Genomic DNA, 18,107 nt, shown 5'->3' with positions numbered 1-18,107 from the left:
ACATGACGTCAAACACAACGAAATCGACTGTCGGGCGGCTTAAAAGCCGGCCGCAGTTTCTTGCTGTGCGCGAGGGTGAAAGGCGCAAAGGGCCGCTCTTCCTTCTCGAGGTCCTTGATCACGGAGACGAAACTGCACCGGCGCGCTGCGGTTTCACCGTTACCAAGAAGCAGGGTAACGCCGTGGAGCGCAACCGGATGCGCCGGCGCCTGAAAGAAGCGGTGCGGCTGTCCGCCGGGTTTGCAATGAAGCCCGGACACGACTATGTGATTGTCGCCAGACGCGACCTCTTGGGCGCCTCCTTCGACCAGATGGTAAAGGGGCTTCGCAAACGGATCGAAAACAGCCAAAAAATTCATGGCCGCGACTGGCCGGCTTCGGGAAAGAATGATGCAAAATAACCGCAACTACTTCGTGGCGATTGCCCTGTCGGTGGTGATCCTGATCGCCTGGCAGTTTCTCTACATCAATCCCAAGATGGAGAGGGAACGGATTGCTGCGGAAGCCCTGCAGAGCCAGACGCAGTCCAACCAGCCTGCGGGAAGCAAGGCGGGCACCACCACGCAGCCGGCCGAAGGCAGTGTTCCGGGCAGCAGCGAAAACCGCGAGCAGGCAATCGCCAAATCGGCCCGCGTTTCCATCGACACCCAGGCTCTGAGCGGCTCCATCAACCTGACCGGCGCGCGTCTCGACGACCTGAAGCTCAAGGAATACCACGAGACCGTTGATGACAAGAGCCCGATCATCACGCTGTTCAGCCCGGCCGACACGCAAGACGGCTATTTCACAGAACTGGGTTATATCGCCGGAGAAGCCTCCGGCACGGCCCCCGGCCCGACGACGGTATGGACGGTTAAAAGCGGTGACAAGCTCACCCCGTCCACACCGGTCACGCTGAGTTTCACCAACGAGAAGGGCGTCGTCTTCGATCGCACCATCTCCGTTGACGACCATTTCATGTTCAAGATCGACGACAAGATCACCAATGGCAGCGAGGCTCCTGCCTCGTTCTCCTCCTACGGCCGCGTCACACGTTTCAACAAGCCGACGACGCCGAGTGTATTCGTCATTCATGAAGGCTTTATCGGTGTTATCGGCGAGCACGGGCTGACAGAAGTTGCCTACGGCAAGGTCGAGGACGAAGCCCCGACACAACCTGGGAAAACAACGACAGGCTGGCTGGGCATTACCGACAAGTACTGGGCCGCAACGATCGTGCCGCCTCAGGCCACGCCGTACGACGCTAAATTCGCGCATTTCCCGGACGGCCGGCCGCGCTACCAGGCTGACTACAAGCAGGATCCGATCACAGTTGCCGCCGGTCAATCCACCGATCTCAAGACGCTGGTTTTCGCAGGCGCAAAGCAAGTGCCGCTTATCGATGGCTATGAGAAGGCGTATTCCATTCCCATGTTCGATCGTCTGATCGACTGGGGCTGGTTCTGGTTCTTCACGAAGCCGATGTTTCAGTTGATGGACTTCTTTTTCAAGTATTTCGGCAACTTCGGCGCCGCCATTCTCCTGACCACCGTGGTCGTCAAGGCCTTGTTCTTCCCGCTCGCCAGCAAGCAATATGCGTCCATGGCGAACATGAAGAAGGTTCAGCCAAAGATGGAGGAACTGAAGAAGAAGCATGGCGACGATCGTATGGCGCTGCAGCAGGGGATGATGCAGCTTTACAAGGACGAGAAGATCAACCCGATCGCCGGCTGCTGGCCGATCCTCCTGCAGATCCCGGTTTTCTTCGCGCTCTACAAAGTGATCTACGTCACCATCGAAATGCGCCACGCGCCCTTCTTCGGCTGGATCCAGGATCTGTCAGCGCCCGATCCGACATCGATCTTCAACCTGTTCGGACTTTTGCCCTATGACGTGCCGCACATGCTGCTGATCGGCGTCTGGCCGCTGGTCATGGGCATCACCATGTTCTTGCAGATGCGCATGAACCCGACGCCGCCGGATCCAACCCAAGCCATGCTGTTTACCTGGATGCCCGTTGTCTTCACCTTCATGCTGGCAAGCTTCCCGGCCGGCCTGGTCATCTACTGGGCCTGGAACAACACGCTGTCGATCACCCAGCAAGCCTTTATCATGAAGCGCCATGGCGCCAAGATCGAACTGTTCGACAATCTGAAGGGCGTGTTTTCCAAAAAGCCCAAGCCGGCAGAATAGGCCGAAGCCATCGCACGATTGAACGGCCCCGGCATTATCCATCCGGGGCCGTTTTCATTTCAAGCATGACGGCGCGTTGCTGACAGATGGGAGATGCCTGGCAGGCTAAAAACATCGGGTTTCCTTGACATGGAGACATAAAAGCCTGAAGTCCTGACCCGACACGATAGACAGGACCACCTATGACCGACGCAAAGTACCAGGATGACAAGCCCCTATTCGGACGGCCGTGGATCTTCATTCGCGGCGTGCCGTCGATGAAGTTCCTGCCGCCGGAAGGGCCGATGGAAATCGCTTTCGCCGGGCGCTCGAATGTCGGCAAGTCGTCGCTCATCAATGCGCTTGTGGGACAGAAAGGTCTGGCACGGACATCCAACACGCCCGGACGGACGCAGGAGCTCAACTATTTCGTCCCGGATGGCTATACCGGCGAGCCGGGCGATCTGCCGCCCATGGCTCTCGTCGATATGCCGGGCTATGGCTATGCCCAAGCGCCCAAGGAGCATGTGGATGCCTGGACCAGGCTTGTCTTCGACTATCTCCGCGGCCGTTCGACGCTAAAGCGCGTCTATGTGCTGATCGACAGCCGTCACGGCATCAAAAAGAATGACGATGATGTTCTATCCCTTTTAGACAAGGCTGCGGTCTCCTATCAGGTCGTTCTGACCAAGACAGACAAGATCAAGGAGCCGGCCGTGCCCCGTCTGCTTGCCGAAACGCTGGAACTGATCAAGAAGCGGCCGGCAGCCTTTCCTGAGGTGCTGTCCACCTCCTCGGAAAAAGGCGGCGGGATCGAAGATTTGCGCAATGCAATCCGGGTGGCCATTTCCACCTGATCGATGTTTTCAGGTTGCTGTCGCCGGCTTGAACGTCATCGACAGGCCATTGATGCAATGCCGCATCCCGGTTGGCTGCGGACCGTCATTGAAAATATGCCCCATATGTCCCCCGCAGCGACGGCAGTGACATTCGGTGCGTGTCATCAGGAGAGACGTATCCTCCCGTGTTGCAATCGCGTTCGGCAGCGCCTCCCAGAAACTTGGCCAGCCGGTGCCGCTGTCGTATTTGGCTTCGGACGAATAAACCGGCAGGTCGCAGCCGGCACAGGCGAATGTGCCCTTTCGCTTCTCCGTGTTGAGTGCGCTGGTAAAGGGCCGTTCCGTGTCCTCGTGCCTCAAGATACGATACTGCTCGTCCGTCAGCATCGCTTTCCACTCGGCATCCGTTTTCATAACCTCGAAGGTTTCAGCGGTTTCCGCCGCGATGCTCGGCGGCATAAGGCCACGAAAAGCGGCTGCTGCCAGAACGGCAGTGCCAGACAAAAGAAACAACCGTCGGCTTGTCATGAGTATCTCCCTTACAGACTGCTGTGGCAGCCGCATTTGACAGTTTAGCGGTCTTCGCCCGCCACGGCAAAACACATGACAATCAATCCCGCGTGAGTCTGCCCAACATAAAAAGACCGCCGGAAACAAACCGGCGGCCTTCAGACCGGAAGGGATAAGATTCCGGCCCGGAGCCGAATATGCAGTCAGTCGGCATTCGGCTCCAAGCGGGTCACGCCTTCGGCAAAAGCACCTTGTCAATCACATGGATAACGCCGTTCGACTGCTTGACGTCGGCGATGGTCACAGTGGCGACACCGCCGGTTTCGTCTGTCAGTGTGATCTTGCCGCCATCGGCCTTGGCTTTCAATACGCAGCCGCCCACTGTCTTGACATCGTGCGTGCCGCCGTCATCCGCCACCATCTTGCCGATGGCGTCCGAGAGGGCACTGACGGCCACCACATGGCAGGTGAGAACCTTTGTCAGCATGTCCTTGCTCTCAGGCTTCAGCAACGTTTCCACGGTGCCTGCAGGCAAAGCCTCGAAGGCCTCGTTTGTTGGAGCAAAGACAGTGAACGGACCGGCGCCCTGAAGCGTTTCGACAAGACCTGCAGCCTTGACGGCGGCAACAAGCGTCGTGTGATCCTTGGAATTAACTGCATTTTCGACGATGTTCTTGTTTTCGTACATCGGAGCGCCGCCGACCATTGGATTTTCCGCATGGGCAGCAGCAACGCCGGCGGCCAGTATCGAAGCGACGGTCACCGTGCGCAGCATGGACTTGAACATTTCTATTCCTTCCTGTTGATCTCGCGGACCCGCCTGAGCAGGCCCCTCCCTTGTCGTTTAAAATGTTCTCTGCGCAGAGGACAAAGCGAGTAACGGGATGCCATCGGAAAGAGTTTCAGAATAGGGCAACAAACTTTATGTGCTTGATATAAAAGATATTTTTGGAAAAAACATCACGAACTGGACCGGCGCTCGTTAAGCGCCGGTCCAGTTCGTCTCGTAACAATTTCAGGGTAGCCGCGCCTTGCCGGCCGCGATGACAGGGCCAGTTGCAACGCCGGTCGGAGAGCCGCCAAACGGTTCGAGGCTGACGGCAAACGTGACGCCTTCGCCTATCTTTGCACGCAGTGCCGGCGGCACGACCACTTCGCCCTCTCCAGATTGCGGCAAAACGCCAAGCGACAGGGCCGGACCGCTGCCTTCTATCAGCCAGAGCTCCAGAGATTTGGTCTGACCCTGCCCGGCGGCCACCGGCGTGAACTTCAGCGCACCGCGACCAGCGTCATATTGCGCCAAAAGATTGATCGAGGCGCTCGCATCGCCGGAAAGCTCCGCCACCAGCGGCTGGGCCGCAGGATCAAGAATACCGGAGGTCAGGGCCGCGAGCGTCACCATGCCGGCCAGCGAGGCAACCGTCAAAACGCGCCAGACGGCGAGCGAATTCCAGAAGCCGCCGGCAGTCGTTGAGCGGCTTTCGGCAAACAGGCGCCGCTCGACGGCAACGAAGACTTTTTTCGGGGGCGAGACGGGCTCATAAGCCTCATCGAAGGATGAAAGATTGCTTTGCCAGTGTTTGACCATTGCCGCGAAGGCCCGGTCGAGAACGATGCGTGCCTCAACCTTGCGCCGGTCCTCGTTCGACAGAACACCGAGCACATACTCTCCGGCGATGACCTGATCGCGACGGGAATCTCCGCTGTCCGGGTTCTGTGGGGTCATCGCTCCATGCACTCTCTCAGCTTTAGCAGGCTGCGTCGCAGCCAAGTTCGCATCGTATTCAGCGGCGTATCGAAAAGCTCCGCCAGTTCCTGATAGCTCAGCCCCTCGACATAGGCCTTGCGTACCGCATCTGCACGGTCAGCTTCCAGTTCGGCCATGCATTTGTCTATTCTGCGGCCTTCCGCCTGATTGATGGCGGATTTTTCAGGATCCGGTGCAGAATCGGCCAGATCATAGGCCTCGTCAATCGTGTTTGCCACAGGCTTTCGCGCCCGAAGGTGATCGATCGCGTGATTGCGAGCGATTGCGGAAAGCCAGGACATCGGGCTGGTTTCGCCGGCGATGTAGCGATCCGCGCGTTGCCAGATTTTGATGAATATTTCCTGCAACGCCTCTTCGGCCTCTGTCCTGTCCCTGAGTATACGCAGGCAGATAGCAAAAAGTTTCGGGCTGGTCTTCTGGTACAGCGTCGAAAACGACGCGCGATCGCGCAGCGAAACGCGGGAGATCAATGTGGAAATTTCGTCATTGGCCATAAATGGTTCTAAGTCCTCGCCCTGTGGTAGCCAACATAGCGTAGAAAGGGTGGGAAAAAAGAGGGCAAGCGATGATAAAGACGGCGGACACGCACGATGTCACACCGGCTTTATCTTTGCCCTTGATCATTCCCTCCACGGGAAACTTGCGTTACACAGCAGCCGGCTTTTTCCAGAGGTATCTTCCATGTCCTTATCCGAGAGCGAAATTCAGGCAGACCTTCTCGCCAAGGCACTGCCGTATATGCAGCGTTACGAAAACAAAACGATCGTCGTCAAATATGGCGGCCACGCCATGGGCAACGCGGAACTGGGCAAGGCCTTCGCTGCAGATATCGCGCTTTTGAAGCAGTCCGGCGTCAACCCGATCGTGGTTCACGGCGGTGGCCCGCAGATCGGCGCCATGCTGACCAAAATGGGCATCGAATCAAAATTCGAGGGCGGTCTGCGTGTGACCGACGCCAAAACCGTCGAGATTGTCGAGATGGTCCTCGCCGGCTCGATCAATAAGGAAATCGTTGCGCTGATCAATCAGACGGGCGAATGGGCGATCGGGCTTTGCGGCAAGGATGGCAATATGGTGTTTGCCGAAAAAGCCAAGAAGACGATAAAGGACCCGGATTCCAACATCGAGCGCGTTCTCGACCTCGGTTTCGTCGGAGAAATCGTCGAAGTTGATCGCACTCTGCTCGATCTGCTGGCGCGCTCCGAAATGATACCGGTTATCGCCCCCGTCGCGCCGGGCCGGGACGGGCATACCTATAATATCAACGCCGATACGTTTGCCGGCGCGATTGCTGGCGCGCTCAACGCCACCCGGTTGCTTTTTCTGACCGATGTCCCGGGGGTTCTCGACAGGCAGGGCGAGCTCATCAAGGAGCTTTCCGTTTCGCAGGCGAATGCGCTGATTGCGGACGGAACGATTTCCGGTGGCATGATCCCGAAGGTCGAGACCTGCATCCAGGCCATCAAGGCAGGCGTTCAGGGCGTCGTCATCCTCAACGGCAAGACCGCGCATTCGGTGCTGCTGGAAATCTTCACGGAGCAGGGTGCGGGAACGCTGATCGTGCCCTGACCCGGCTCAGGCTGTATCGCCGTGCGACGGAGAGACCGGTGCGCGCGGTGGTACCTTCAGGCTGAGCGGCGGCAGGGTCGCCTCCAGCGCCTCGACCTTGCTGTCGTAGACCGGTGAGATCGTGCCCATGATGCGATCCCAGAACGAGAAAAAATTCGCGTAATTATATCTGAACTGGGCGTGATGCTGGTCGTGATAGGTCGTGCACAGCATCGGCGAGGGATACCGCGCCGTCTTCGACGCGAAATATTCGAACCCGGCATGGCCGAAGGTGCCGTTGATCTGATCGAACAGGCGATGGGCCAGAACGATCACCGGCGGAAACGGCACCACGAATAGCACGACGGCATAATAGCCCTGGGACATTGCCGTATCCACGAGCCCGATGGAATCGTTGCTCCAGGCTGTGGGTGCTACGCTCCTGTGGTGCAGCGCATGATATTTGTAGAAGAACTTCGTGTGAAGCAAGCGGTGGGCGAAGTAGAACCAGGCATCGAACAGGATCATGCAGAGGATGAACAGGGGCACTGCCGTCCACCAGCTGAAGTCCCAGGCCGTCATTGTCCAGCCCTTGTACTGGGCAAAAAGGCCGATCGCCACACTCACGCATGTCACCAGGATGGAGGCCATGCTCTGGCGGATTTCGGCAGCCTTGCGAATTTCGCCCCGCCGGGTCTTTTGAATGCGCCGCTCCGGATTTCGATCGTTCATCCAGCTTATGCCGAATCCCAGGATGAAATAGATCGCTACCGTCACGGCGTAGATTGCCGCCAGCAAAACGAGTAATTCGAATACTGCATCCATGATCGCCGGCATGAGTTCTCGACTGGCTGGAACGGGCTGGGAAAGTTATGAACACAATGTGTCTCTAAAAACACGAAGAAGCAAGCTTTCCGGACTGTATCGGGGATAGGAACCGCATCAAGTCTTCCGGCCGTTGCACGGAAACCTAATCTTCGGATGTTCTATACAACCACCAGCATGACGACACCCAGAACGATCAGGAGACAGCCGACGACTTCGAGACTATTGATACGCTCCCGGAACACGAAGACGGCCGAGGCGAAGGTAAATACCATCTCCACCTGTGCCACCACCTTGACGATTGCCGCCTGCTGCAGCGTCATGGCCATGAACCAGCCGAACGACGCCGAGGCGCCGGCAAAACCCACCAGCAGTCCCGGCCGCCAGGCGACTGCGATGCGCCGCAGTTCCTGCGGCTCTCGCATCAGGATCCACACGAGCATGACTGTCGTCTGCAGGAGAATAACGAAACCGAGTGTGAAGCCGGCCTGCATGATGAAATCCGGCTGCGGCAGGCTTGGCGAAAGGGCCAGTGACGCAGCGCGGTAAGACACTGCCGACAGGCCAAAGAAGGTGCCGGACAAAAGCCCGATGCCTGCGGTCGGGGTGAAGACCGAGGTGGCCAGCGACCGGACTGACAAAGGCGTGCGCGCCACCGAAATGACCATGACGCCAACCACGGAAATGGCAATCGCCAGCAATGTGCCGCGACTGGCTGCCTCACCGAGGAAAATCAGGCCGAAAACTGCCGCCTGTGCCGGCTCCGTGCGCGAATAGGCTGTGCCAACGGCAAAGTTTCTGAACGAAAACAAATGGACCAGCAGAAAGGTTGCGGCGATCTGCGCCAGGCCACCAATGAGCGCCCACAGAAAGAAATGGCGGTCCGGCACGGGGAGCGGACGGTCTAACGCAAAAACGAGCAGCCCGAGATAGAACAGAGCAAAAGGGGCTCCATACCCGAAGCGCACGAAAGTCGCGCCGGTCGTGCCCAGGACACCTTTCAGGTGCTTCTGCAATACAGAGCGTATATTCTGCATAAACGCAGCGGCGAAGGTTATGGCGATCCAGAGTTCCATGCACCGCGGCTAACACGCGCGTTACGGTATTGCCAAGCACGGATAACTGATGTCGACCGATCAGGCCGATTTTTCCGAAGCAGCCTGATCCGGGGTGGTGGCTTGCCTCATCCGCACGGACGGCACCTCATCCTCGAAGGTCTTCACGGTCTGGTCGTAATGCGGCGCGATCGTGCCCATCATCCGATCCCAGAACGAGAAGTAATTGCCGTAATTGTAGCGGAAGGCGGAATGGTGCTGATCGTGGAAGGTCGTGCACAGCATCGGCGAGGGATAGCGTGCCGCCGACGCCGCAAAATATTCGAAGCCCGCATGACCGAACATGCCGTTGAAATGCTCGAAAAGCCGGTGTCCTATCAAGATAGCCGGTGGAAACGGAACGATGAAGACGACTACGGCGGAAAAACTCTGCAACAGGAAATTGTCAAGAACATCCTCGGAATAGGTACTCCAGATCGTCGGCGCGACGCTTCTATGATGCAACGCATGCAACGGATAGAGCCATTTCGTGTGCAGCAGCCGGTGCATGAAATAAAACCAGGTGTCGTAGAGAAACATGCAGAGGATGAAGAGCGGGACTGCAGTCCACCAGCTAAAATCCCATGGCATCGGCGTCCAGCCTTTTTGCTGGGCATAGAGGCCGATCGTCAGCGGCAAGCAAGCGCTGAACATCGAGGCCAGGCTCTGGCGGATTTCCGCCCTGCGACGCTTCCCGGAACCACGGCCCTTCTGGATTTTCCGCTCCGGATTGCGCTCGTTCAACCAAGTCAGGCTGTAGCCGAGCGCGAAATATGTCACGACCGTCAGAGCATAAAATGCCAACAGGAATGCGAGATAAAACAATTCATCCGACATCGGCCGCAGCACCCTTCCGTAGAGCCATCCAGTTGGAAACGTGCCATACAGGGTCGGCAATTCAAAGTGGAAAAAACGCGAAGCCATGGGGAAAACGTTTCCCTGCTCCCCGCGCCATGCCATAAAGCGTCCATGGCCTCCATCGACAGATTACCGACCGCGCAGGATTTTGCCCATGTCTCCGACTGGGTTTTTGATCTCGACAACACGCTTTACCCGCATCACGTCAATCTGTTTGGACAGATAGACCGAAACATGACGGCTTTCGTTGCGACGCTTCTCGGCATGGAGCCTGGTGACGCCAAGGCCTTGCAAAAGCAATACTACCGGGATCACGGTACGACCCTGCAGGGACTGATGCTGCACCACGGGATCGATCCGAACGACTTTCTGGAAAAAGCCCATGCGATCGACTATGGCATCGTTCCCGCCGATCCCGCGCTGGGCGAGGCCATCAAGGCGCTTCCGGGACGCAAATTCATCTTTACCAACGGCAGCGTCATGCATGCTGAAAAGACCGCGCGGGCGCTCGGCATTCTCGATCATTTCGATGATATTTTCGACATTGTCGCAGCCGGCTACCTCCCGAAGCCCGCCGGCGATACCTATCACAAGTTCATGGGTCTCCATAGCGTCGATACCCGGCATGCGGCCATGTTCGAGGACCTGCCCCGCAATCTCGTGGTGCCGAAGGAACTGGGGATGACGACAGTGCTTCTGGTGCCGCGCAATTTCGAATATGAATTTGCCGAAGCCTGGGAAAAGACCTCGCAGGAAGAAGACGATCAGATCGATTTTGTTACCGAGAATCTGACGGCTTTCCTGACGCAAATCATTGCTTCGGAATGATTCAATCGTAATTTTGCCGCGTTAAAACCTCTTCTTCGCCAAAGACTTACATTACAAAACTTTAACTGGTCATCGCACCAAACCTGCCTATCCTGCGTTCAGGGACAAGAAACACGGACAGGATTTGACATGCGGAAAAATACCTTGATTCTCGGCGTAGTCGCGACCAGCCTGGCTTTGACCGGCTTCGTCGCCCCCACATTCGCCGCCCGGCAGAAGCCGACACCGGAACAGCGGGCCGAATGGATGATGAAGCGCCTCGACACCAATGGCGACAGCAAAGTCTCGCTTGACGAGGTCCAGGCACAGGCTGCCAGTGCCTTCAAGACCTTCGACGCCGACGGCAATGGCCAGGTGACGCGAGACGAGATCAAGGCCAAGCGCCAGGCTTTCCGTGAAGCCCGCAAGGAAATGCGTGCCGCCGGAGGCAAGTCCGGCGATAAAACGGTAGCGATGGAAAAGCTCAGGGAGATGCGCCCGGCCATGATGCCCGGGATGCGGGCCAAGATGTTCAAGCGGGTGGATACCGACAACAATGGCTCGCTCAGCCTCGCCGAAGTTTCGGAGCAGGCCGGAAAGATGTTCAAACGGCGCGATGTCAATGGCGATGGCTTTATTGATGCCGGGGATTTCACCCGCAAGATCTGACATCGTTGCAACAGGCGGGCCGAGGCGCGCGAGAACCGCGTCGGCCCGCTTCTGATTCGAGCGGCAGGCTCAGCGCGTGCCTGAAGCCACGGGTACGGAGGCCGGATCCACAGCCGCATAAAATCTGGAAATGATTTCCCAGGCCTGGTCTGCGGTTTCGACGAACTGGACAAGATCGACATCAGTAGGGGAAATGGTGCCGAAATCGGCAAGCGCCTCGAAATTGATGATCGTCCGCCAGAATTTTTCACCGAACAGAATCAGCGGCACCAGCGCCATGCGGCCGGTCTGCATCAGCGTGATCGTCTCGAACAGCTCATCCATGGTTCCGAAGCCACCGGGAAAGACCACGACGGCCTTTGCGCGCAGCAGGAAATGCATCTTGCGGATGGCGAAGTAGTGGAAGTTGAAGGATAGCTCGGGTGTGACGTAGCGGTTCGGAGCCTGTTCGTGCGGAAGCACGATGTTGAGTCCGATCGAAGGCGCGCCAACCTCGTCCGCGCCGCGGTTTCCGGCTTCCATGACGCCCGGGCCGCCGCCGGTGGTCACCACATATTCCGTATAGCCGGTCCGGGCGGACTGCAGCGAGCAAAGCTGCGCAAACTTGCGGGCCTCGTCGTAATAGACCGAAGCAGTCGTCAGACTTTTTCGCTGCGTGTCGTTCTTCGCCGCCCAGGCATCGCCGCCGGGCTCCGGAATACGGGCGCCGCCGAACAGCACGACCGTCGAATTGATCCCTTTCTCTTTGAGGATCATGTCCGGCTTCAAAAGCTCCAGTTGCAGCCGGATGGGACGCAACTCCTCCCGTGTCAGGAAATCGTCGTCTGTGTAGGCCAGCCTGTAGGACGGCGACATGGATTGAGGCGTCTGCGGCACGCCAGCCGCCCGGTGCTTTGCCTGTTCGCTGTCGACCAGCGGATCCCAGACCCCGTCCTTGCGGCGCAAATTCGTCTTCTTCACACGTGCCATGTCAAACTTTCCTGCCGCAAACCGGCCGCTCTCATCGCTGCCGGATGCTCCTTCCGATGCCATCTCGCGCTACGGGTCAAATCATCCGCAGCCATTGCGTGACATACACCTTCATCCAGCGCCGACCGCAACCGAAAACCACTTCAATTTTTCGGGATCATGCTCTAGAGCAGGTTACGATAGATGCCGAAGTTTAAGGAATTCCGATGACCACCCATGATCTCGCTTCCCTGTCGAAGACCATCGACACCGCTTTCGACAACCGCGATACCGTGACCATCACTACCAAGGGCGAAATCCGCGATGCGGTGGATACCGCGCTCGATCTGCTCGACGGTGGCAAGGTGCGTGTGGCCGAGCGCGGCGAAAACGGCAACTGGACCGTCAATCAGTGGCTGAAGAAAGCCGTTCTCCTCTCCTTCCGCCTCAACGACATGGAGGTGGTCAAGGGTGGCTCGGGCCAATCGACCTGGTGGGACAAGGTGCCCTCGAAATTTGAAGGCTGGGGCGAAAACCAGTTCCGGGACGCCGGCTTTCGCGCTGTACCGAACGCGATCGTCCGCCGCTCGGCCTATATCGCGCCCAACGCCATCCTGATGCCGTCCTTCGTCAATCTCGGCGCCTATGTCGGCGAGGGAACGATGGTCGATACCTGGGCAACCGTTGGCTCCTGCGCACAGATCGGCAAGCATGTCCACCTGTCGGGCGGCGTCGGCATCGGCGGCGTGCTGGAGCCGATGCAGGCCGGCCCGACCATCATCGAGGACAATTGCTTCATCGGTGCCCGTTCCGAAGTGGTCGAGGGCTGCATCGTACGAGAGGGTTCGGTGCTGGGCATGGGGGTCTTCATCGGCAAATCCACAAAGATCGTCGACCGCGCCACCGGCGAGATCACCTATGGCGAGGTGCCGCCCTATTCCGTCGTCGTCGCGGGTTCGATGCCATCGGGCAACGCGGTCATGGCAAACGGCCAGCCGGCGCCGCACCTCTATTGCGCCGTCATCGTCAAGCGTGTCGATGAAAAGACCCGCTCGAAAACAGGGATCAACGAACTCCTGCGGGATTGATCCATGCGCGAGGGGCGATCGACAACCATGACCTGGCTGTTGTTCAGCCCCTCTGGCCGTCTCGGCCGCATGCCCTATTTTCTCGGATGGCTGTTCTGGGTTGCCGTCGGCGGCATGCTTTTGGCCCAGATGTTCGCCAGCGAGGGCGACGACGTCCAACTGGGGCTATGGACGCTGGCTCTCGTCGTCAGCGGCCTCGTTTCCACGCTATCGATCATCATGCTGACGATCAAACGCCTGCACGATATCGGCTATCCCGGACCAATCGTCGTCTGTCTGTTCATACCGGTCATGAGCCCGGTCGTCTTTATCGCGCTGTGCCTGTGGCCGGGTCAGTCCGCACCCAATTCCTACGGATCTTAAAGTCTTTGTTTTGATGCATGTCGCTTTCCCGAAACCGCAGCACACTTTCGGGCGACATGCATTGGCACATGGCATCTCCGATCTGCCTTCCGGTTATTGGAGAGGCATTTCGAAGGTAAAGCAGGTCTCATCAACCGTCGAAACGACCGAAAGCCGACCCCGGTGCGCCTTGGCGATTTCGGAAGCGATATAGAGACCGAGACCCAGCCCTTCGAGGTTCGCTTTGGCGGACGCGCGCACGAAAGGCTTGAACAGGTCCTTCACGACCCCGTCCGGTATCGGTTCGCCGGCATTGGCGACAGCGAGCTTGAAGAGTTTCCCGTCAATCACCGACCAGACCCTGATCGGCTGCTCCGGATCGCCATGCGTCAAGGCGTTGGACAACAGATTGGACAGGAGCTGACCGATGCGGCCCTCGTCGCAACGGACCTGGGCTTGCGTCAAGTCAGCTTCGATCCGGCGTCCCGGATGGGACATGCGCAGTTCGGCGACGACCTGTTCCATGATCGGCCGCAGCGGTACCCTGTCCGCCTGTTCGATTGGTATGCCGCCGCCAAGCCGTCCGCGGGCAAAATCCAGAACATTGTCGATAAGCCCCGACATGCGGGAAATGCTACTCTGCATCAATCCGAGCACAGCCTTGCCCTTGTCGTCGGAAACGGAACGCTGCAGCATGCGCGTGCCAGCGTCGAGCGAGGCGAGTGGATTGCGCAGATCATGGCCGAGCACGGCAATGAACTGCTCGCGCAGGTCCCGGCTCTGCCGCTCCTGCTCCATGCGGTCATGCGTATCCAAATGGAAGGCGATCAGGTTGGCAAAAAGTGTGAACATACCGATCGTTTCCGGCGTGTTCAGTTTCCGTGGCACCGTGTCGATGGCACAGAGTGTTCCGAAAAAGCGCCCGTCCGCCAGTGTAATGGGCATGGAAATATAGCTCTGGAGGCCGTAGATCCGCGGTGTGTGATGGTGCGCATACTGCAAGTCTTCCGACACGTTCTCGATAATGACCGGCTGGCGATGCTCGCGGATCTCGTCGCAGATCGTCGTTTCGATCTTCAGTTCGCCGCCGGGAGTGAGGCCGAAAGCGATTTCGTCGCGCACATTGCAGGCGATCCAGCGATCGGCCGTGACGCGCGCCACCGCCGCAAAACGCATGCCTGTGGTCTTGCAGACAACATCGAGGATTGTCGGCACGGCGGGGATTTGCGAGATGGCATCGACAGCCAATGTGGTATCGTTCAAGGACGTGCTCTCGATCATGCTGTATCGCTATTGCCCTTTGTCGGCGGATTGACGCCAAGTTGCAAGCCCCGCCTACGGCAAACGTGGAATGGTCACGGCCGTTTAAGCTTCGGGCTCGAACGGCTGCGGACGACGCCCGGCGGACTGCCGCTCGAGCATCCAGCCCGGATATTCTGCGGGCAAGGCGCTGACCGCATCGAGGGTTTTCAGATCATCGGCATCGAGCTTCAGCTTCACCGCCTTGAGGTTTTCCTCCAGTTGCTCGACGCGCTTGGCGCCAATGATCACACTGGTGACGAAGGGCTTGGAGAGGATATAAGCGAGTGCCACTTCGGCGACGCTTGCGCCGTACTTCGCAGCCACGTCGCGCATCGCTGCGACGCTCGCCCAGGCCCGGTCCTTGTCGACAGGGGGGAAGTCGAAGCTGGCGCGGCGCCCCTCGCCGTTGCCAGGAGCGCCCGGGCCGTACTTGCCCGACAGAAGTCCGCCGGCCAGCGGCGACCAGACCATCAGCCCCATTTTCTCCTCGGCAAGCAGCGGAACAATATCGCGTTCGAGATCGCGGCCGGCAATGGAATAATAGGCCTGCAGGCTTTCGAAACGGGCATATCCCTTGTGCTCTGAAACACCCAGCGCCTTGGCGATCTTCCAGGCCTGCCAATTGGAGACACCGACATAGCGCACGAGGCCGCGCGATACGAGATCGTCCAGCGCCCGCAGCGTCTCGTCGATCGGTGTGACGGTGTCCGCCCCGTGAATCTGATAGAGGTCGATATGATCGGTCTGCAGACGTTCAAGGCTCGCTTCGACCGAATCCATGATATGCCCGCGTGAGGCGCCGCGATCATTCGGCCCGCTGCCCATCTGCCCGTAAACCTTGGTGGCGATCACGACGTCGCTACGCTTGACCTTCAGATTGCGCAGCGCCTGCCCCAGCAGACGCTCTGATTCGCCTGAAGAATAGACATTGGCGGTATCAATGAAATTCACGCCGGCTGCGAGCGATGTTTCAACGATCTTGTCGGCCGCATCCTGATCCACATCCGCGATCGTCCCCCACGTTCCCTCGCCCGCTGCACCGAAAGTCATTGTTCCCAGGCAGATTTCGGAAACGAACAGGCCGGTATTGCCAAGCTGGTTATAGCGCATGGGACACTCCGTGGATTTTCTGGTGATCAGAAGGCGGGATGCAGCGTGCTGCCGCTTCTGTTGATGTAGGGATCGCCAAAGACAGTTGCCAGAAGGAACCGGAAAAAATGCAGGCGCGCGCGATTTTACGAGCCATTCTCCGTTTCCGCGCAACGTCCGCAAATGCCCGACAGAACGGCAGACATCGCCCGTCTGGTCTCAACATGCGCGTTCCGCGCCAATGGCAAGTTTGAAAGCCGTGGCATCGTCCTGTCTCAGAACCTCATCACCACCTCTAAGCCGTCGCTCCTGCCGGTGGCTGGCGAAAGAATATCGAAGCGGACATGCATCTGTTGCAGCAATCGTTCCGCGATCGACAGGCCGAGGCCGGAACCCCGCGCGATGGCATTGCCGCGGCCGAAGCGTTTGCGGATGGCAATCAGCTCATCCGGGGAAAGACGCGGGGCCGCGTTGACGATCCTGACGATGCCGCCTTTCTGGAGCCTTACCGAAACGGGCTCGCCCGGTTGCCCATGCAGCAGAGCGTTTTCAATAAGGTTGCGCAATACGATGGCGAAAGCATCCTCGCTATAGGCACCCTCCAGGACGGCGCCGGGCTCACGTTCGTACGCTATCCTTACCGCCATCTCGCCGCGCTGGAAGTCTGTGAGCACGAGCTCCAGCACGCGGGCGAGATCAGCTCTGGTACCAGCGACCCCGATACCCGCCTCGGCGCGGGCGAGTTGCAGGAGCTTTTCCGTGGTGTGGCGAAGATTGACAAGCGATGTCTCGATCTGCTCGGCGCGCCGCTTTTCCGGTCCCTCCAGCCCGATCATCAGCATTTGGGTCTGCGCCAAAGCGCCGGCGATCGGCGTGCGCAATTCATGCGCGCTGTTGGCCGTGAACTCCCGTTCCGCGTCGAAGGCAGCCTGCAGGCGGGCGAGAAGATGGTTGACCGAGCGGGCAATCGGTTCCAGTTCACCGGGCAAGCCTTTCGATGCCAGAGGCGCCATGTTGCCGCCGTCCTTTTCCTCGATCGCTTGTCGAAAAGCATCGATCGGCGCCAGCATCCGGCGGACGATCAGCCAGATCAGCCCGGAGCTGACGGGAATGAGCAGCAGCACCGGCAGGAAAAGCGCCATCCCACCCTCGTCCGTCGCCTCGTCGCGGTTATCCCAGGCATCGGCAACCTGCAGGAACAGGCTGCCGTCCCGGGTCTTCACGGTGTAAAAGCGATAGTCCCCGTCTTGTGAAAAACCGCGCTTCAACGGCGCAGCAAAAGGCGCGGCAGGCGCGCCCTTCGAGCGGAAGAGGACGCTGCCGTCGGCGGATCGCAGTTGATAAACGAGATATTCGCCGCCCCTTTCCTCGGCAGAAACGCTTTCGCCGTGCCGTTTCATATCCTCGGTCACCAGGGGAAGCAGGCGTTCGGCGGTCTCCTGCAACGAGGCATCGAAAATCTCGCCGAACTCTTCCTTCATGACGGCAATGCCAAGGCCGGCCGCAACCAGCCAGAAGACCGTCGTGGCACCGGTCAGCCAGAGGATCAGCCGGCGGGTCATGCTCTGCGGACGAGCCGCCCTCATGCCGGCGCTCCGAGTTTATAACCCACGCCGCGCACGGTAACGACATGATCCCGTCCGAGTTTCTTGCGCAGGCGGCTGACATAGACCTCGACGGTATTGCTTTCGATCTCCGACCCGAACGAATAGAGCGCCTCCTCGATCTGCGCCTTCGAGACGATGGCGCCCTGCCGCGACAGCAGGCTATCAAGCACCGCCCATTCCCGCCCCGACAGAGCCACCTCCACCGCGCCGGCAAAAACCCGCCGGTCGGCCGGGTTGATCCTGAGATTTCCAATATTCAGTTCGGACGCAACAGTGCCGCCGAAGCGGCGGCTGACGGCAAGCATGCGGGCGCTCAGTTCACCGAGATCGAACGGTTTGACGAGGTAATCGTCGGCACCGCTGTTCAGTCCTTCGATGCGGTCGGAGATCTGGTCATGGGCCGTCAGGATGATGACCGGTGTCGTCTTTTTCCCGGCGCGCATCTCTTTGAGAAGCGAAATGCCGCTGCCATCAGGCAGCCGCAGGTCAAGCAGGACAAGGCCGTAGGAAACGGCATGGAGGGCAGCCCGCGCATCCTCGAGCACCGTCATCCAATCCACGGCATGCCCTGCGGCAACGATATGATCCCGCACCGCCTCGCCAAGAATCATGTTGTCTTCGACCAGCAGGATGCGCAAGCCGTTTGTTCCCCGATATGTTTC

General features: G+C 58.8%; 20 protein-coding genes. 8 read left to right on the top strand and 12 right to left on the bottom strand.

The window, feature by feature from the left end; translation table 11 throughout:
• Positions 1 to 2 precede the first annotated feature (2 nt).
• From rnpA to yihA, 3 genes are all read left to right on the top strand, one after another.
• A complete protein-coding gene (rnpA, locus tag PY308_RS03435) occupies positions 3 to 401 on the top strand; it encodes a ribonuclease P protein component (protein ID WP_275788107.1) in 399 nt (132 codons plus the stop codon).
• A complete protein-coding gene (yidC, locus tag PY308_RS03430) occupies positions 388 to 2,172 on the top strand; it encodes a membrane protein insertase YidC (protein WP_434064195.1) in 1,785 nt (594 codons plus the stop codon). The genes rnpA and yidC overlap by 14 nt, the downstream gene beginning before the upstream one ends.
• Positions 2,173 to 2,354: 182 nt before the next feature.
• Positions 2,355 to 3,008, top strand: coding sequence for a ribosome biogenesis GTP-binding protein YihA/YsxC (gene yihA, locus PY308_RS03425; protein WP_275788105.1), 654 nt, complete (start codon positions 2,355 to 2,357; stop codon positions 3,006 to 3,008).
• 9 nt (positions 3,009 to 3,017) lie between these two features.
• Here the strand turns inward: yihA and msrB are convergent, their stop codons facing one another.
• The 4 genes from msrB to PY308_RS03405 form a co-directional block, all read right to left on the bottom strand.
• Positions 3,018 to 3,518 (bottom strand): peptide-methionine (R)-S-oxide reductase MsrB, encoded by a 501-nt coding sequence (gene msrB, locus PY308_RS03420; protein ID WP_275788103.1) that lies wholly within the window; start codon positions 3,516 to 3,518, stop codon positions 3,018 to 3,020.
• A 211-nt stretch (positions 3,519 to 3,729) separates the two neighbouring features.
• Positions 3,730 to 4,287 carry a fasciclin domain-containing protein gene (locus PY308_RS03415; protein ID WP_275788100.1) on the bottom strand — a complete coding sequence of 186 codons (558 nt, stop codon included), beginning with the start codon at positions 4,285 to 4,287 and terminating at the stop codon, positions 3,730 to 3,732.
• A gap of 228 nt (positions 4,288 to 4,515) precedes the next feature.
• On the bottom strand, positions 4,516 to 5,226 hold the full coding sequence (locus tag PY308_RS03410; protein WP_275788097.1) for an anti-sigma factor: 711 nt from the start codon (positions 5,224 to 5,226) through the stop codon (positions 4,516 to 4,518).
• Positions 5,223 to 5,762, bottom strand: a complete 540-nt coding sequence (locus PY308_RS03405; protein ID WP_275788094.1) for a sigma-70 family RNA polymerase sigma factor — start codon at positions 5,760 to 5,762, stop codon at positions 5,223 to 5,225. The genes PY308_RS03410 and PY308_RS03405 overlap by 4 nt, the downstream gene beginning before the upstream one ends.
• Positions 5,763 to 5,949: 187 nt before the next feature.
• On the opposite strand from PY308_RS03405, the gene argB reads away from it, so the two are divergent.
• A complete protein-coding gene (argB, locus tag PY308_RS03400; RefSeq protein ID WP_275788090.1) occupies positions 5,950 to 6,837 on the top strand; it encodes an acetylglutamate kinase in 888 nt (295 codons plus the stop codon).
• 6 nt (positions 6,838 to 6,843) lie between these two features.
• Here argB and PY308_RS03395 read toward each other — a convergent pair whose 3' ends face one another.
• The 3 genes from PY308_RS03395 to PY308_RS03385 all read right to left on the bottom strand — a co-directional run bounded on the left by PY308_RS03395 (position 6,844) and on the right by PY308_RS03385 (position 9,659).
• Complete coding sequence (locus PY308_RS03395; RefSeq protein WP_275788087.1) at positions 6,844 to 7,641, bottom strand: sterol desaturase family protein; 798 nt, start codon at positions 7,639 to 7,641, stop codon at positions 6,844 to 6,846.
• A gap of 161 nt (positions 7,642 to 7,802) precedes the next feature.
• Entirely contained in the window at positions 7,803 to 8,717 is a 915-nt protein-coding gene (locus PY308_RS03390; protein ID WP_275788084.1) for an EamA family transporter, read from the bottom strand.
• Between the two features lie 60 nt (positions 8,718 to 8,777).
• Positions 8,778 to 9,659, bottom strand: coding sequence for a sterol desaturase family protein (locus PY308_RS03385; protein ID WP_275788083.1), 882 nt, complete (start codon positions 9,657 to 9,659; stop codon positions 8,778 to 8,780).
• Positions 9,660 to 9,704: 45 nt separating this feature from the next.
• On the opposite strand from PY308_RS03385, the gene PY308_RS03380 reads away from it, so the two are divergent.
• Positions 9,705 to 10,421: a pyrimidine 5'-nucleotidase gene (locus tag PY308_RS03380; protein ID WP_275788080.1), complete on the top strand. Its 717-nt coding sequence runs from the start codon at positions 9,705 to 9,707 to the stop codon at positions 10,419 to 10,421.
• Positions 10,422 to 10,550: 129 nt separating this feature from the next.
• Positions 10,551 to 11,069, top strand: a complete 519-nt coding sequence (locus PY308_RS03375; protein WP_275788077.1) for an EF-hand domain-containing protein — start codon at positions 10,551 to 10,553, stop codon at positions 11,067 to 11,069.
• Between the two features lie 69 nt (positions 11,070 to 11,138).
• On the opposite strand, the gene PY308_RS03370 is transcribed toward PY308_RS03375, so the two are convergent.
• On the bottom strand, positions 11,139 to 12,038 hold the full coding sequence (locus PY308_RS03370; protein WP_275788074.1) for an LOG family protein: 900 nt from the start codon (positions 12,036 to 12,038) through the stop codon (positions 11,139 to 11,141).
• 206 nt (positions 12,039 to 12,244) lie between these two features.
• Here PY308_RS03370 and dapD point away from each other — a divergent pair, with 206 nt between their 5' ends.
• Positions 12,245 to 13,105 (top strand): 2,3,4,5-tetrahydropyridine-2,6-dicarboxylate N-succinyltransferase, encoded by an 861-nt coding sequence (dapD, locus tag PY308_RS03365; RefSeq protein WP_275788071.1) that lies wholly within the window; start codon positions 12,245 to 12,247, stop codon positions 13,103 to 13,105.
• A 3-nt stretch (positions 13,106 to 13,108) separates the two neighbouring features.
• Entirely contained in the window at positions 13,109 to 13,468 is a 360-nt protein-coding gene (locus PY308_RS03360) for a DUF805 domain-containing protein (RefSeq protein WP_275788068.1), read from the top strand.
• Positions 13,469 to 13,561: 93 nt separating this feature from the next.
• Here the strand turns inward: PY308_RS03360 and PY308_RS03355 are convergent, their stop codons facing one another.
• The 4 genes from PY308_RS03355 to PY308_RS03340 form a co-directional block, all read right to left on the bottom strand.
• A complete protein-coding gene (locus tag PY308_RS03355; protein ID WP_275788065.1) occupies positions 13,562 to 14,728 on the bottom strand; it encodes a GAF domain-containing sensor histidine kinase in 1,167 nt (388 codons plus the stop codon).
• A gap of 84 nt (positions 14,729 to 14,812) precedes the next feature.
• Positions 14,813 to 15,859 (bottom strand): aldo/keto reductase, encoded by a 1,047-nt coding sequence (locus PY308_RS03350; protein WP_275788062.1) that lies wholly within the window; start codon positions 15,857 to 15,859, stop codon positions 14,813 to 14,815.
• Positions 15,860 to 16,113: 254 nt separating this feature from the next.
• Positions 16,114 to 17,424: a histidine kinase dimerization/phospho-acceptor domain-containing protein gene (locus tag PY308_RS03345; protein ID WP_275788059.1), complete on the bottom strand. Its 1,311-nt coding sequence runs from the start codon at positions 17,422 to 17,424 to the stop codon at positions 16,114 to 16,116.
• Complete coding sequence (locus PY308_RS03340; RefSeq protein ID WP_275788057.1) at positions 17,421 to 18,083, bottom strand: response regulator transcription factor; 663 nt, start codon at positions 18,081 to 18,083, stop codon at positions 17,421 to 17,423. Before PY308_RS03340 ends, PY308_RS03345 begins: the two co-directional genes overlap by 4 nt.
• Between the last annotated feature and the right edge of the window lie 24 nt (positions 18,084 to 18,107).

It is taken from the genome of Pararhizobium gei, assembly GCF_029223885.1.
GTDB classification, from domain to species: domain Bacteria; phylum Pseudomonadota; class Alphaproteobacteria; order Rhizobiales; family Rhizobiaceae; genus Pararhizobium; species Pararhizobium gei.
This window is presented reverse-complemented; position numbering and strand designations above follow the sequence as displayed.